The sequence below is a fragment of the Roseateles sp. PN1 genome, assembly GCF_038419725.1.
In the GTDB taxonomy this organism is placed as follows: domain Bacteria; phylum Pseudomonadota; class Gammaproteobacteria; order Burkholderiales; family Burkholderiaceae_C; genus Paucibacter_A.
Genome location: NZ_JBCARA010000003.1, coordinates 410486 through 424594 on the forward strand (window position 1 = coordinate 410486; position 14109 = coordinate 424594).

Sequence of the window (14109 nt, forward strand, 5' to 3'; positions counted from 1 at the left end):
TGCCATCATGCGTACATTCACCGCTTCCGAAGCCATGCTGGAGCGCGCCGAGCGCGTCATCCCCCTGGGCAGCCAAACCTTCAGCAAGAGCCGCACCCAGTACCCCAAGGGTGTCTCGCCCTTCTTCATCGAACGTGGCCAGGGTGCGCGCGTTTGGGATGTGGACGGCAATGAGTATCTGGACCTGGTGATGAGCCTGGCCTCGGTCACCCTGGGCTATCAAGACGCAGAGGTCAACAGCGCCGTCAGCCGGCAACTGCAGGATTCAGGCGTCATCTTCAGCCTGCCGCACCGCTTGGAGTGCGAGGTGGCCGAGCTGATCGTGGACATGGTGCCTTGTGCCGAGAAAGTGCGCTTCGGCAAGAACGGCTCCGACGCCACCTCCGGCGCCGTGCGCCTGGCCCGCGCCTTCACCGGCCGCGACCATATCGCTGTTTGCGGCTACCACGGCTGGCAGGACTGGTATATCGGCAGCACCGCCCGCCATCGCGGCGTGCCCGAAGCCACCCGCGCCCTCACCCATGCCTTTGCCTACAACGATCTGAGCTCGCTGGAGGCCTTGTTCCAGCAATTCCCCGAACAGCTGGCCGCCGTGATTCTGGAGCCCATGAATGTGGCCGCGCCGCAGCCCGGCTTTCTGGAAGGCGTCAAGGCCCTGGCCCACAAGCATGGCGCCTTGCTGGTGTTTGATGAAACCATCACAGGCTTCCGCTTCGCCAACGGCGGCGCGCAGGAGCTGTTCGGCGTCACCCCCGATCTCGCCACCTTTGGCAAGGGCTTGGCCAATGGCTTCCCGGTCTCGGCCATTGCTGGTCGGGCCGATGTGATGCAGCTGATGGAAGAGATCTTCTTCTCCTTCACCTTCGGCGGCGAAGCCCTGTCCCTGGCTGCTGCCAAGGCCACGCTGAGCAAGCTCAAGCGCGAGCCTGTTTTGGCCGGCATCGCGGCCAAGGGCGAACAGCTGCAAACCGGTTTGCGCCGCTTGCTGGATGAACAGAACTTGAACGATTTGTTCTCGGTCAGCGGCCATCCGAGCTGGACCTTCCTGAACGTGCGCGAAGCGCGTGGCGCCAATATCTTCGACATCAAAACCCTGCTGGCGCAAGAGCAGCATCAGCGCGGCGTGCTGGGTCTGGGCACCCACAACCTCAGCCACGCTCACAGCACGGCCGACATCGAGCAGGTGCTGGCCATGTACCGCGAGCTGCTGCCCATGGTGGGTGAAGCCGCCAGTGCCGGCCGGGTGCCGGAACTCTTGCGCTGCGCCCCCCTGGTGCCCCTGTTCAAGCTGCGCTGATGCGGGTCGCCTTCCGCGCCGATGGCTCCTCCCAGATCGGGCTGGGTCATCTGCGCCGCTGCCTCTCGCTCGCCCAGGCCTTGCAGCGTCTGGGGGCTCAAACGCTGTTTCTTTGCCGAACCAGTGATGTTGACGCGCAGGCCTTGCTGGCCTCGGCCGGCATCGAATGCCGCCTGCTGGCGCAGCTGCCGGCGGTCATTCAGCCGGGCGCTTTGGCCGACGCGGCAGACGATGCCCAAGCCTGCATCGAAGTCCTCAAGAACGAGGCGCCCGCCCTGCTCGTCGTTGACCACTACGGTCTGGCCGCTGACTGGCACGAGGCCTTGCGCCAAGCCCTGGGCTGCCGCATTGCGGTGATCGACGATCTGGCCGACAGGCCTTTGAGCGCCGACGCCTTGATCGACCAAAACCTCTGCGTCGAGTCCAGCCATCAAACCCGTTATGCCCCCTGGCTGCGCCGCCCGCCCGCACGCAGGTTTTGCGGACCCGGCTTTGCCCTGCTGGGTGAAAGCTATGCCGAACTGCAAGCTCATGTGCCAGCGGCCGAGGTGCGCAGCATCGGCATATTTCTGGGTGGCACCGACCCACTGAACCTCAGCCCCACGGCCCTGCAAGCCTGCCGAAGCGGCGTTGGTTTCCAAGGGCCGATCGAGATCGTTTCCACCCACGCTAATCCCCATCTCGCCAGCTTGCGCGAAGCCGTGCGCGCAGACCCGCAAGCCCAGCTGAGCCTGGATTTGCCCGAGCTCAGCGCCTTCTACGCCCGCCATGATTTGCAGGTCGGCGCGGCCGGAGGCGCAGCCTGGGAGCGCTGTGCCGTCGGCGTGCCCTCCTTGACGCTTTGCCTGGCCGACAACCAGCGCGCCGTCCTGCCCGAGCTGGAACGCCGCCAGGCCGTGCTGGCCGCCACCGGCCTGGATGCACCCGCACTGGCCAAAGGCCTGCGCCGCCTGCTGGACGATGCGAGCTTGCGCCAGACGCTGGCGACGAATAGCCGCGCCCTGGTCGATGGCCAAGGCGCGCGCAAGGTGGCGCTGGGCTTGCTGGTGCTGGCCCAGGCGCCGCTGCAACTGCGCCCGGCCGAGCTGAGCGATGCCGAATGCCTATGGCGCTGGCGCAATCACCCCAGCACCCGCCAGGTCTCACGCTCGCAAGAGGAAATTCCGCTGAGCGCCCACCGCGCTTGGCTGGAGCGCCTGCTGGCGGCCGGGCAGAGTCGGCTCTTTCTGGCCTATCTGGGCTCGTTTGCAGTCGGCGTGATTCGCTTCGATCCCTTGCTCACATCGGATCCGGAAGCCGCCGTCGAGGTCTCGCTTTATCTGGATCCTCAGCTGCAAGGCCTGGGGCTGGGACGCGCCCTGCTGCAAGCCGGTGAAGCGGCAATCGCCGAGATGCATGCGGATGCCGCCTTGAACATTCATGCCGAAGTCTTGCCCGGCAATGAGAGCTCCCTGGCCTTGTTCCGCGGCGCCGGCTATGGCCCTGGGGCCACGCCGCTGCGCTTCATCAAACGCCTGGTGCCATAGGCCAGACAAACTCTGGCCGAGCAAACACATGGCTGGCAAAGCCCTGCTTGAAGGCTGAAATCGACAGTTGCTTGGCGCTGGGCGTGGGCTGATCCTGGGCGAATTGCCGCTCGCCCAGGCGGTACCAACGGGTGCCCTGGCGCTTGAGGTACTCAATTGCCACCTGCTGCACCACATGGCCCAAGGGCTTGTCGAACAGGGCGCGGTCATAAGCCCCCACGCCGTACAAGCCTTCATCCCGGTTGATCTGGAACACGCCAGCCCCCACCAGCCGGTGAGTCTCCGGATCGCGCAAGGTGACCATAAACGCCTCGCCCGCCTGAATCATGGAGAACTGGCGCTGCCAACTGTCGTCACTGCGAGTCTTGCGCCCGGCCACGTCCAGATGCAAGGCTTTGAGTTCCTCCCAGACTGCTGCATCCGCCGCTGCCGCGTCCATCAAGTCCACCTGCCAATGGCGCAGGCCAGCGTTGATCAAGGGGCGAAAGCTCTTGCGAAAACCAGCGCGGATCTCGTCCAAAGAGGGGCTCAGATCCACAAACAAATCATGCTTGACCGTGACCGAGGCACCGGCCGCCAGCAGCTGTTGAGACCACTCGCTCAGGCCCAGCGCTGCTTGATCAGGCAGCACAGCCTGCTGCAGACTCAGGCTGCTCTGGCTCAGGCGTTGCGCCAGCATTTGCAGCAGTTCCAGCAGGCGCGCGCAGATCTTCTTGACGGTATTGGGCGACAGGCCTTGCACAAACAGCGGCGCCATCAAGGGCCCACCAAAGCCGCTCAAGCTCACGCTACCCGGCGGGCCACCCAAGGCGAGCGGGAAGATACCGCAGGGTCGGCCATCGGTTTGCAGAATCAGGCTGATGTCCTGCAACTGCCAGCCGGCATCCTCCAGATAGGCTTGCTGATAAGCCAGCGAGCTTGGCGCATAGCTGACCGAGCGATAGGCCAAGCCCTCCCACACCTGCGCCCAGGCCTGGGGCTGCTGATGCGCCAGGCTGGCGTCCAGGCGGCTGTCATTCAACAAGGCCTGCAAGGCAGCAGGCTCAAGCATTTGCTTCATTTCAGGCATGGGCATGCTCGCAAGGCTCAGGCGCTGACCAGCAAACCATGCTGTTTGAGTTGGCTGACAACGGGGCCTAACTCCCAAATCGGGCGGCCAATGCGCTCGGCCACTTCCAGCAAGCTCTCGCTGCCGTCGCAATAGGCCAGCAAATTCATCATGGCCTCCACTTGCTTACCGCTTTCCTTGGTGCTGATAGAGGGGTAAAGCCCGCGCTTGCCCAGCTGGGGTTCACACAGGGTGGTGCAGTTGAGGGTCTCGTCGGCTTCGATGGCCTCGATGCAGCGCTGCACGGCGGTGAAACCACCGGCTAGGCCGGCTGGCGTCACCAGTTCCAGATCGTCCAGCGAGGTGTGGTACTCGGGGTAGCAGGCGTATTTGCTGCGCATCACCGAGGCCACGGGCAGGTCCACGCCAGGGCTGCAGTACTGGCGCTCATCGCTGCCACGGTCCAGAAAAGAATAGCTGCCATAGCCCGGTGCCAGATGCGACAGCACATGGCGCGCAGCTCGGTCGGCCAGCGTCGTGCCCCGCCGAGAGGGCAGGAAGGAATAGGCCCGCTCATCCCCCATGCAGCTCAAGACATAGCCCGCCACCACATTCTTCTTCATGGCGTCGAGATGGCGACTGAGGTAGGTGATGGCGCCAATCGTCTCAGGCACGATCAGCAGACGGTAGCTATAGCGGCGCCGGGGCAGGCTTTGCAGCCAGCGGGCCAAATAGGTCCCCACCACCGGACCACTGAGCTCGTTATTGGCCATGGAGGGGTGGCAGAGATAGCTGGACAGCAGCACCTCTTGCTCGGTCTCGCCTCGGATCAAGGCCTCGCCGTAGTTCAAGACGCCGGGCTCCAGGCTGGCGTCGATATGCACGCGGTAGCGCCCGGGCTGCAGGGTTTGACGCTGCTTGTGTGTCAGGCAGAACCCCCAGCGGCGGCTGTAGTAGGAGGTGATGTAGGGAATCGCGTCCGGCTGCTCGGGCAGGGAATACAGATGCGGCTGCAAGTCCTCTAGCGACAGTTCGGCCTCCACCGGCTCGGAGTAGCCCATCACATGCAGATTGTGCTGGGCCAAATCGCAGATGCGGCTGCCGTCTGGGGCCTCAATCCAGGCGGAGCGGATATTCCACTCCAGCGGCACGGTCCAGTCGAAGGCCTGGGTGCCGCTGGGCACCGCATGCATCGTCAGGGCCGGCAGTTCGCGCCGCAAGATGTCCATGGAGCTGCGAAAACCTGCGCCAGTGAGCGAGCGACAGATAGGAAACAGCTCGCGGCAAAGCGCGTGCATCTGCTGACCTAATTCAAGATTCATAGTTCCCAATTCCTACATCCAATACCCACTTCACGGCAAAGCGGGCCCACTTAAGCGCTCGCCTTGGCGCATCCTATGGCAGGCCAAGCATGGCCGAGGTTCGGAGTATCCGGGCGCAAACCGCCTATCTTTGCGGACGCCTGTATTGGGCCGGCTCCCGCCCCCTATTTCACTCTTGAGCGAGCACCTAGCTGTGCGAGCATGCGAAACCGAAAGCCAATTGCCACAGGCCCACCATGCAGATTTCGCAACGCCTCATTGATCAAACCCAAAGGCCCTATCTGATTGCCGAGATGTCGGGCAATCACAATCAATCGCTGCAAAGGGCTTTGCAGATCGTTGAGGCCGCCGCGGCCTCGGGTGCTGACGCGATCAAGCTGCAGACCTATACCGCCGACACCATGACCTTGAAGGTCGACGCACCCGACTTCGTCATCCAGGACAAGAACAGCCTGTGGGCGGGCCGTCATCTGCATGAGCTCTATGATGAGGCCCACACGCCCTGGGAATGGCATGGCCCCATCATGCAAAGAGCCAAGGAGCTGGGCATGCACTGCTTCAGCACGCCTTTCGACGAGACCTCGGTCGACTTCCTCGAAGAGCTGGGCGTGCCCGCTTACAAGATTGCCTCTTTTGAGCTGACCGATCTGCCCCTGATCGCCAAGGTGGCCAGCACCGGCAAGCCCATGATCATGTCCACCGGTATGGCCTCGGTCGCCGAGATTGATGAGGCCGTGCGCACCGCACGCGGGGCCGGCGCCAAGGACCTGATTCTGCTCAAGTGCACCAGCACTTATCCCGCCACGCCTGAGAACAGCCATTTGCGCACCCTGCCCAATATGCGCGCCACCTTCGGCTGCGAAGTGGGTCTGTCAGACCACACCATGGGTGTGGGCGCGGCCATCGCCGCTGTGGCCCTGGGCGCCAGCTTGATCGAAAAGCACTTCACCTTGCGACGAGCTGACGGCGGCGTGGACTCGGCCTTTTCGATGGAACCCGAAGAGTTCAAGCTTCTGCGCTGCGAGACCGAGCGCGCCTGGGCGGCCCTGGGCCAGACCAATTACGGCGGCAGCCAGGCGGAGGAAAAATCCAAGGCCTTCCGACGCTCCATCTATGTGGCCGTGCCAGTGCAGGCCGGCGAAGCCCTGCGGGCCGAGCACCTGCGCATCGTGCGCCCCGGCTTTGGCCTGGCGCCCAAGTTCTACGACACCGTGCTGGGCAAGCGCGCCAGCCGCGATTTGAGCCCGGGCACGCCCCTGGCCTGGGACTGCATCGGTTAATTTGCCTTCATTGCGGAGACTGAATTTGAGCGAGATCGTCGTCGTCGTCAATCGATTCGACCTGCCGATTGCGGCCACCTTGCTGAGTCAGCGGGATGCGCAAGTGCTGGTCGCTGACCCCTTGTTGCAAAACCACGCCCAGGCCCAAGGCATGGCCGCGCCACTGCTCGAGCCTGGCCTGGATGCCCACGCCTACCTGCGCGCGTTCCGGCAGGCCGAACAAGCCGCCTTGCAACTCAACCGAGCGCTGGCACCTTTGCTAGAGCATTGGGCGCCCAACGCCGCCGCCGCCGCCTGGTCCAGCCACCGCACGCTGCAGATGTTCTCCACCCTGTTCTGCTACCGGGACATCTGGAAACATGTGGTCCCCGCCCATGCCCAGCGCAGCTGGCATGTGCTGCTGCCCAGCAACCCGCATGACTATGGCGTGCACTCCTTTCTGCCGGGCCTGACCCTGGTGGATGCCTTGCAGGCGGCGGGTATCTCGCACACCGCCTATGGCTATGACTGCCCCGGTGCCGACGCTTTTGTCTTGCCGGACTTGCGCCAGCTGCCGGCCGAGATGGACCTGCTCTGCCATCTGCCAACTTGCTTCCACGACGCCGCCTACTTCGGCGAAGAGCTGCATGCCAGCGGCCTGCGCTGCGGCATCCTCAGCTCGCAGCGCTACGACGTGGCCTTGCCAGGTCATACAGCCACCGGTCTGATTGATCTGGCTACCGTGGCCGCTGAACTCGGTGCAGAAGGGCGGGCCCGGATTGATGCGCTGGAAGTCGAGATCAAAGAAGTCTTGCTCAGCCATCTGCGGCCCCACATCCTGCAGCGCAGCTTTCTGCTCAAGCAGATCGATTCGCTGTGGGAAGTCTTGGCCCTGCAAGGCCTGTTCTACCTCTGGCTAGAGCAGCGCCTGGGCGCCAAGCCACCGGCGCAGCTGCTGATCTCCAATCACGACGCCACGGTGCACGGCGCCTTGATGAGCTTTGCCCAGAATCACGGCATGAAGATCACCGTCATACCGCATTCCCGGGTGCACAACTCCTTGCTCAAGACCGATGGGCTCAAGCCGGTTTGCCTGCACCACGGCATGCAAGATGGCCCGGTGCTGGACTTGTCGGAGCGCGTATTGCCCTCGCGCCGCCTGAGCTACCCAGGCGCCTGGCAAGCGCCACAGGTGCTGGCTCAGGTCGAGGCCAAGCCCTTTCAAACCCTAGGCCTGATCCTCAACGGCATCAGCGGCAACGGGGTTTGCGTGGTCGACTTCGATCAGTACATCGCCGATATCGACCACATCCGCAGCTGGGCCAAGGCGCGCGGCATCCAGTTCAAGCTGCGGGTACGCGCCGCTGAGACGCCGATAGGCTTGGTGGGCGAGCGCCTGAACATTCCCGCGCAAGAATTGCTGCAGCATGCCCAAGGCAGTTTGCTGGACTTTGCCCGTGGCTGCGATGTCTGCGTGGGCTATGACTCGCCGACCTCGGGCCTGCAGGATCTCATCCGCGAGGGCGTTCCCAGCTTGCAGATCGACCGCCGGCCACTGTCACGCCTGGAGTGGAGCATCATCGACGCCCGCATCGTGCCGCGCTATGCCATGAGCGAGGGTTTGGAGCGACTCGGCTTTATGCACGCCAACCCGGCTGAGTTCCAGGCCTTCGCCCAGCGGCAACACGAAGCCGGCTTGGCCAGCCAGCTCGGCGCCCAGCCCTTGCGACACTGGCTGCTGGCCAACTAGACCAGCACTTAAACATCAAGGGATGTAGTACGGCGTGACGGTATAGACAAAGCCCGCGCCGACCGAGGCCAGCAACACCTTCTTGCCCGGCGCAAACCAGCCGGCGTCGAAGGCCTCATCCATCACCGTGCCCAAGGAGGCCTCGGCCGTGTTGCCGATCTGCTGCACATTGTTGATGGTCTTGCTCATGGGCACGCGCAGGCGAGCCATGCAGTATTCGATCAGGCGCAGATTGGCTTGGTGGAAGAGGATCAAGTCCAGATCGTTCACCGTCCAGCCCAAATCATCCATGGCGCGACGGATGATTTTGGGCAACTCCACCACCACCTCCTTCCAGACGCCCAGCCCCGTGTGCTCGTAGTACAGCGCCTTGCTGTCCTGCTCGAACAAGGCCGGGCTATGGGGAAAGCTGGAGCCACCGCCGCGCAAGCGCACCAGCTCATAGTTCTTGGTGTTGCTGGTGAAATAACTGGGCAGTAAGCCACCAGCCTCAGCCTCGGCTTCACTGCGCCGGAGCAGCACAACCGAAGCCGCATCGCCAAAGAAGTAGGCGCTGTTTTCGTCAAACGGATCCACAAAAGGCGACTGTTTGGCCAGCCCCACCACAGCGATCACGCGCAGCGAAGGGTTGCCCTGCAGCAGGCAGCGGGCGTTCTCCATCGCCACTTGCATGCCGGCGCAATTGGCCATCAGATCAAAGGCGATGCCGGCTTTGAGCCCCAAGGTCTGCACCAGTTTGAGGGCCGTGCTGGGATAAAGATAGTCGCCGGTGAAGGTGGCGACGATGACGCCGTCGATCTCGTCCTTAGCAATTCCGGACTTGGTGATGGCGGACTCCAGCGCCTTGTGCGCCATCGACGAGGCCGATTCGTCGCCGGCCAGATGGCGCTTCTCGATGCCGGTCTTGTGGAGGATGTCCTCGGTCGACAGGCCCAAACGCTCGGCCACCGTCGCGGTGGTCTCAAAGCCCGGGGGGATGTACTTCCCGGTGCCAACAATCCTAACTGCCATGTCCCTGCCTTTGCAAAATATGCGCCCACTTCTTGTTGTGGGCGAGTTCTGCCTCGACCGTGCTGCGATCACCATGCCCAGGCAGGATGACAGTATCCGGGCGAAACTGGGGAATGATGCTTTGCAGGAAGTGGAGAAACTCGGCCTTGTTTTCGCGGCTGTCGAACAGGGTGATTTTCAGCTTGTGATGCAGGGCCAGATCGCCCGTGATGATGAAGTCACGGTTCAGGCTGTGAAGGATGCAGCTGCCCTTGGTATGCGCGCCCACATGTTGGATGATCAGCCCCCAATCCAGCAGCAGCGCGATCAGCGCCTCGCTGAAGGCCGCCGTTTTGGCCGGGCGCATTTTGCGCTTGAGCAGCATCAATGAGTAGGACTGGGCGCGCTTGGCTTCGTCCAGGTCCAACTCGTGCAAATACAAGGTATCGACCAGGCCGCTATCAATCATGCCGGCCGCGGCCGAGATGTGGTCGAAGTGAGCATGGGTGCTCAACATGAACCGCAGCTTGAGCTTGTGCTCATGCAGATAGGCCAGGATCTGCTCCGGCTGATCGGTGGGATCAACCAGGATGGCCTGATCCCCTTGCTGCAGGATGTAGCAGTTGGTCTTGAGTTCGTTGAGCAGCAGGCGGTGGATGTTCAACGCGCCGGCTTGATAAATGATCACGACTCAGACTCCGCCGAAGTACAAGGTTTGGCCGCCGATGTCGCGTCCATTGGCCTCGAAGAACTCAATCGCGTTGATGATTTCCGTCAGCGGCGCGAACTGCTTGTGCGGAATCAGGTCCAGCACCTTGTCGGTGTTCTTACCCACGATCTGATCCAACATGCCGCTGGGAAAGGCGGACAGGCCGATATTGTTGACGTGCACACCGAAGGGATGGCCTTCCTTGTTGAGCACGCGTGAGAACGCCTCCAGCCCGCTCTTGGTCGCGGCGTAGACGGAGTCGCCCACCACGCAGAGCTTGGGCGCCATGGACAGGATGTTGATGATCTGGCCGCGCTTGGCGCCGACCATTTTGCGAAACACTGTCTTGCTGGCCAGGATGGGCGCCTTCAGGTTCACATCAATCATGCAGGCGATGTCGCTGGCTTTCATGATGCCCAGAGGCAAGGAGGTCAGGATGGCAGCGTTATTGATCAGCACATCGATCTGTGGCATTGAGCGGCAGATCTGCTGAAAGGTCGACACGGTTGCTGCCTCGTCGGCCAGATCACAGGCATGAAAGTGCACAGAGGGGCTAGCTGCCGCCAAGGCATCAAAAGCCTCGGAGGACTTGCGGGCCACGGCGATGACGGTGTTCTCCGCCGCCCAATGCTGCGCAAGCGCCAACCCCAGGCCGCGCGTCGCGCCGGTGATCAGAATCGCTTTATGCCGCATTCGCTGAGTTCGACTTGGCGATGGCCAGGGCGGCCAGGGTGCTGGCGTTTCTGAACGGCGTCTTGCCCTCGGTGATGATGGCGTCTTCGTCGATCACCTGCACTTCCTTGCCGGTGCGCTCGAAGATGAACTCCTCCACCTTGATGATCAGGCCCACCAGGGCCAGCGAGTCGATGATGCTGCCGCTGCCAAAGAGCACGGTTTCGCGGTCCACGGGACCGGCGTCAATCTCGTTCTCTTCGCAAATCACCTTCAGCTCGGCCAGGATCACATCGATCAGTTCGGCTTCATTCATGCTGTTCATCCTCTTTCTTTGATGTTCTTGATAGCGCAATAGTAGGGCTGGGCCTGCAGCGTGTGCAGCAAGCACTCGTGCGCAGGCTTGATGTCGATGGCGAAAATATTCGCCCCGGCCAGATTCTGCTGGCGCACCAGGCCTTGGCTGACGAAAAGGTCCCAAACCGGGGCCCAGTCGTTGTCGTATTCATACGCATCCGTGATCTCACGGACATACATGCGGAAGTTGTCCGCCTGCGCCTGCCCCTGGGCGTCCAGGACCTGGCCCGGAAACTCCTTGTAGAAGCGATAGGGCACGGCCGCAACTTCTTCGGTGTGATGCAAAAAGGTGGCCCCGCCGACAAACTCGGTGCCCAACGCCAGATTGACCGCCTCCATCTCGACCAACTGCTCAAAAGGCGAACCCGGGCCAAAGGAAGACAGATTCTTGCAACTGGCAAAGGCATGCGCCTGCGGCCCGCTGACGCTCAGCGAGTGAAAGGGGTGCAGCGTGCGCAGCACGCCGGGCCGCTTGCGGAAGTACTCGGTCAGCGCGCCGGTTTCGGCAGGTGTCGTGCGGCTGTCCCAGACCCGGCTGGCGCCATATGCAAATGTGAAGGCCGGCATCAGCAAGGTCGTTTGCTCGCCCAGCACCTCATTCAAGACACGCATCACGCCGGGCAAGCCGCCTTCGATCAGGCCAAAGGTCAGCAGAGAGCTGTGCACGATAACGACGTGGTTGCGCGGCAAGCCCAGCCGCGCAAGTCCAGCACCCAGATCATCCAACGAGGTGCGCTTCATTGCTGCCCCCAGACCTGTCGCTTCGCGCCAGGCCCCCCGAGGGGGTGGAGAAACAAGCTTGGGACGGCCCGGCGATTGTTTCTCATGCGCTGCGCACCTTCTTGAACCGGTCGTTGACGAAGTTTTCCCAGTTGAAGATGAACTGGCTGGGCACCTTGAACTTTTCCATGCGAGCCAGGCAGTGGCGCTTGATCAAACGCTCGGCCTCGGCCTTTTCAAGCGTGCCGTTTTGCAGGATGTAGGCCACCACAATCTGGCCCAACATGGGATGCTTCTTGGCCTTGACGAAGACATCGTCGATGAAGGGCAGCTCGTGGATGCAGTTCTCCACCTCGCTGGGATAAACCTTCAAGCCACCCACATTGATGATGTCGGTCTGGCGACCCAGAATCATCAGGTACTCACCATCGGTCTCCACCAGATCATTGGTGCAAAACCACTCATGGCTGTTCTCCTCTAGCTTCAGACCCTGCTCGGTGAACAGCACCTTGCCCAGCAAATTGGACTGAGTCTTGATCCAGAGAATATGGTCCTCGACCTTGGACTGAACGCCGGCATCGATGAATTTGAACCACAGCGTGTCGTTGGAGCGCGACTTGATCTGCAGCACGCCGGTTTCCGACAAGCCATAAGTCTGCTTGAACACACAGCCCGGCAGTACCTCGTTCATCTTTTTGAGCACGGCCTCGCTCATCACCTCGGTGCCATAACTGACCACTTGCAGTGAAGACAAGTCGTAGCTGGCATAAGCACGCGACATCAGCAGCTGTGACAAAAAGCTGGGTGTTGTTGGCAGCAGCTGGCAGCGGTACTTCTGCACCGCCTGGCAGACGATGTCCACCTGGCGCTCCGCCACATTGACCGCCGTGCCGCCACGGAAGAGCAGGAACAGCACCGTGTTGATGCCGCCCATATGGTCGAATAGCAGAAAGCAGATGGAGCTGAGCGGCTCCTTCTTGTCCAGATAGCGGTAGCACAGCGAATCGATGTTGTGCACGATGGCCTTGGGCACGCCGGTGCTGCCCGAGGTGAAGACAATCAGGCCGCCGGTGTCGCTAGGCAGGATGCTGCGCCACTCATTGCCTGCCTGGCAGGGCTTGGCCTCTGGCGCGCCAGCCGGCTGTATCGCCGTGTCGGGCGGCGCATAGGTATCGATCAGAAAATCAACACCCAGTTGCTCGACATACTTGCCGAGCTTGGCATGCGCCTCGCGGGTCAGGGGCACGACCGTGGCCTTGCGGAAAAACAGGGCCAGCATGCAAGCCAGCGCGGCAAACGAAAACTCGCCGATCAAGGCCACCACATGGCCAGGGCCGATGTTCGCTGCGGCCAAACGCGCTTCTTCAGCGCGCACCGCATCGGCCAGCATGCGATAGCTGTACTCCCGCCCGTCCGAGACAATGGCGATGCGCTCGGCGTTTTCTTCCATCCGCTCGCGCAGGACTTCAAACACGGGTGGCTCCTTGAGGCGCTGTTGGGGTCTTCTTGCACAGCGCCGCGTAATTCACCTCGACCTTGAGTTCCTTCCACTGCTCACGCGGGAACTTGTCCTCCACCGGCAGGATCTTCTCTGCCACGATGGTGAGGCCGGCGTCGGCGATCTGGGCCTGCATGGCCTCGACCGAGTCGTACAAAAAGATGTGATCCACCGAGGGCGCGTTGGCGCAGGTGGTCAGGAAGACATGGCCTTCATCGCCGATCAAGCCGGCAATCGTGCGCATCATGGCCAGCGGGTCTTCCAGATGCTCCAGCACCTCATTGATCACGACCAAATCGTAGGCACTGGCGCCACTGAATTCGCAGACGTCTTTCTGGTGAAAGCTAACGGCATGCCCAGGCGCAAACTGCTGCACCACTTTTTGGCTCAGGGCCAGTGAAATCGCGCTGATGTCCACCACATCGAAGTGGGCCGACTTCAGGCAGCGCAGAGACTCGACCAGATGCAGGCCATGGCCGGGGCCAATCTCCAGATAGCTGCGCACCGGTTTGCTGGCTTCCAGGCGGGCGATGGTGTCGATGAAGAAATCGAACAAGCCGTAATGATTGCGCCACAGGAATTGTGAGATGGCCAGGCCGTAGACCATGGCCTCCATCTCCGATTCCGAGTGGTAGACGCGCTGAGCCACCTCGGCGAAAGAGGTCGAGCTGTAGCGTCCGGTCTTGCGGAATTTGATCTGCTCCAGCAGCATGTCTTTGCAGAGCTTGGTGTAGCAGTCCGCCACCTTCTCGACCGGAATTGCGTGCGCTTGCAGCAGGCGGCCGAAGTTCTCCGAGAAGCTGGCCACGCGCGCATGGAAGAGCGGATCGGCATTGGCCATCACGCCGGCAATCATCTTCTTCTGCAGCGGGTTCTTCTGACCGATGGCCTGGATGATCTGATGAAAGACCGACTCCGTCTGCGTGTCGGCTGATGCTGCGCTGAGGGCGATGCTCATGGA

The 14109-nt window shown here is 62.1% G+C and carries 13 protein-coding genes; 4 read left to right on the plus strand and 9 right to left on the minus strand.

What is annotated here, in order from left to right:
- Positions 1 to 7: 7 nt before the first annotated feature.
- Positions 8 to 1297, plus strand: coding sequence for an aminotransferase class III-fold pyridoxal phosphate-dependent enzyme (locus AABB87_RS06835; protein ID WP_341970552.1), 1290 nt, complete (start codon positions 8 to 10; stop codon positions 1295 to 1297).
- Complete coding sequence (gene pseG, locus AABB87_RS06840; protein WP_341970553.1) at positions 1297 to 2823, plus strand: UDP-2,4-diacetamido-2,4,6-trideoxy-beta-L-altropyranose hydrolase; 1527 nt, start codon at positions 1297 to 1299, stop codon at positions 2821 to 2823. The genes AABB87_RS06835 and pseG overlap by 1 nt, the downstream gene beginning before the upstream one ends.
- Here the strand turns inward: pseG and AABB87_RS06845 are convergent.
- Both AABB87_RS06845 and AABB87_RS06850 read right to left on the minus strand, forming a co-directional pair.
- The gene (locus AABB87_RS06845) at positions 2804 to 3898 is read right to left on the minus strand and encodes a FemAB family protein (RefSeq protein WP_341970554.1); all 1095 of its coding nucleotides are present in this window, start codon (positions 3896 to 3898) and stop codon (positions 2804 to 2806) included. The genes pseG and AABB87_RS06845 overlap by 20 nt on opposite strands.
- 11 nt (positions 3899 to 3909) lie before the next feature.
- Entirely contained in the window at positions 3910 to 5193 is a 1284-nt protein-coding gene (locus AABB87_RS06850) for a DUF4910 domain-containing protein (RefSeq protein ID WP_341970555.1), read from the minus strand.
- A gap of 236 nt (positions 5194 to 5429) precedes the next feature.
- Here AABB87_RS06850 and pseI point away from each other — a divergent pair, with 236 nt between their 5' ends.
- Positions 5430 to 6473, plus strand: a complete 1044-nt coding sequence (gene pseI, locus AABB87_RS06855) for a pseudaminic acid synthase (protein ID WP_341970556.1) — start codon at positions 5430 to 5432, stop codon at positions 6471 to 6473.
- Positions 6474 to 6498: 25 nt separating this feature from the next.
- Positions 6499 to 8202, plus strand: coding sequence for a hypothetical protein (locus tag AABB87_RS06860; protein ID WP_341970557.1), 1704 nt, complete (start codon positions 6499 to 6501; stop codon positions 8200 to 8202).
- A gap of 15 nt (positions 8203 to 8217) precedes the next feature.
- On the opposite strand, the gene AABB87_RS06865 is transcribed toward AABB87_RS06860, so the two are convergent.
- The 7 genes from AABB87_RS06865 to AABB87_RS06895 all read right to left on the minus strand — a co-directional run bounded on the left by AABB87_RS06865 (position 8218) and on the right by AABB87_RS06895 (position 14106).
- Positions 8218 to 9213: a 3-oxoacyl-ACP synthase III family protein gene (locus AABB87_RS06865; RefSeq protein ID WP_341970558.1), complete on the minus strand. Its 996-nt coding sequence runs from the start codon at positions 9211 to 9213 to the stop codon at positions 8218 to 8220.
- Positions 9203 to 9880: an MBL fold metallo-hydrolase gene (locus AABB87_RS06870; RefSeq protein WP_341970559.1), complete on the minus strand. Its 678-nt coding sequence runs from the start codon at positions 9878 to 9880 to the stop codon at positions 9203 to 9205. The genes AABB87_RS06865 and AABB87_RS06870 overlap by 11 nt, the downstream gene beginning before the upstream one ends.
- Before the next feature lie 3 nt (positions 9881 to 9883).
- Positions 9884 to 10594, minus strand: a complete 711-nt coding sequence (locus AABB87_RS06875; protein WP_341970560.1) for an SDR family NAD(P)-dependent oxidoreductase — start codon at positions 10592 to 10594, stop codon at positions 9884 to 9886.
- Positions 10584 to 10889 carry a hypothetical protein gene (locus AABB87_RS06880; RefSeq protein ID WP_156421961.1) on the minus strand — a complete coding sequence of 102 codons (306 nt, stop codon included), beginning with the start codon at positions 10887 to 10889 and terminating at the stop codon, positions 10584 to 10586. Before AABB87_RS06880 ends, AABB87_RS06875 begins: the two co-directional genes overlap by 11 nt.
- A gap of 5 nt (positions 10890 to 10894) precedes the next feature.
- On the minus strand, positions 10895 to 11671 hold the full coding sequence (locus AABB87_RS06885; RefSeq protein ID WP_341970561.1) for an AAC(3) family N-acetyltransferase: 777 nt from the start codon (positions 11669 to 11671) through the stop codon (positions 10895 to 10897).
- A gap of 82 nt (positions 11672 to 11753) precedes the next feature.
- A complete protein-coding gene (locus tag AABB87_RS06890) occupies positions 11754 to 13124 on the minus strand; it encodes a class I adenylate-forming enzyme family protein (protein WP_341970562.1) in 1371 nt (456 codons plus the stop codon).
- Complete coding sequence (locus AABB87_RS06895) at positions 13117 to 14106, minus strand: class I SAM-dependent methyltransferase (RefSeq protein ID WP_341970563.1); 990 nt, start codon at positions 14104 to 14106, stop codon at positions 13117 to 13119. Before AABB87_RS06895 ends, AABB87_RS06890 begins: the two co-directional genes overlap by 8 nt.
- Positions 14107 to 14109: the final 3 nt, after the last annotated feature.

Coding starts and splice junctions, on each gene's coding strand:
- AABB87_RS06835 (WP_341970552.1), top strand. CDS start 8: ATGCGTACATTCACCGCTTCCGAAGCCATGCTGGAGCGCGCCGAGCGC.
- pseG (WP_341970553.1), top strand. CDS start 1,297: ATGCGGGTCGCCTTCCGCGCCGATGGCTCCTCCCAGATCGGGCTGGGT.
- AABB87_RS06845 (WP_341970554.1), bottom strand. CDS start 3,898: ATGCCCATGCCTGAAATGAAGCAAATGCTTGAGCCTGCTGCCTTGCAG.
- AABB87_RS06850 (WP_341970555.1), bottom strand. CDS start 5,193: ATGAATCTTGAATTAGGTCAGCAGATGCACGCGCTTTGCCGCGAGCTG.
- pseI (WP_341970556.1), top strand. CDS start 5,430: ATGCAGATTTCGCAACGCCTCATTGATCAAACCCAAAGGCCCTATCTG.
- AABB87_RS06865 (WP_341970558.1), bottom strand. CDS start 9,213: ATGGCAGTTAGGATTGTTGGCACCGGGAAGTACATCCCCCCGGGCTTT.
- AABB87_RS06875 (WP_341970560.1), bottom strand. CDS start 10,594: ATGCGGCATAAAGCGATTCTGATCACCGGCGCGACGCGCGGCCTGGGG.
- AABB87_RS06880 (WP_156421961.1), bottom strand. CDS start 10,889: ATGAATGAAGCCGAACTGATCGATGTGATCCTGGCCGAGCTGAAGGTG.
- AABB87_RS06885 (WP_341970561.1), bottom strand. CDS start 11,671: ATGAAGCGCACCTCGTTGGATGATCTGGGTGCTGGACTTGCGCGGCTG.
- AABB87_RS06895 (WP_341970563.1), bottom strand. CDS start 14,106: ATGAGCATCGCCCTCAGCGCAGCATCAGCCGACACGCAGACGGAGTCG.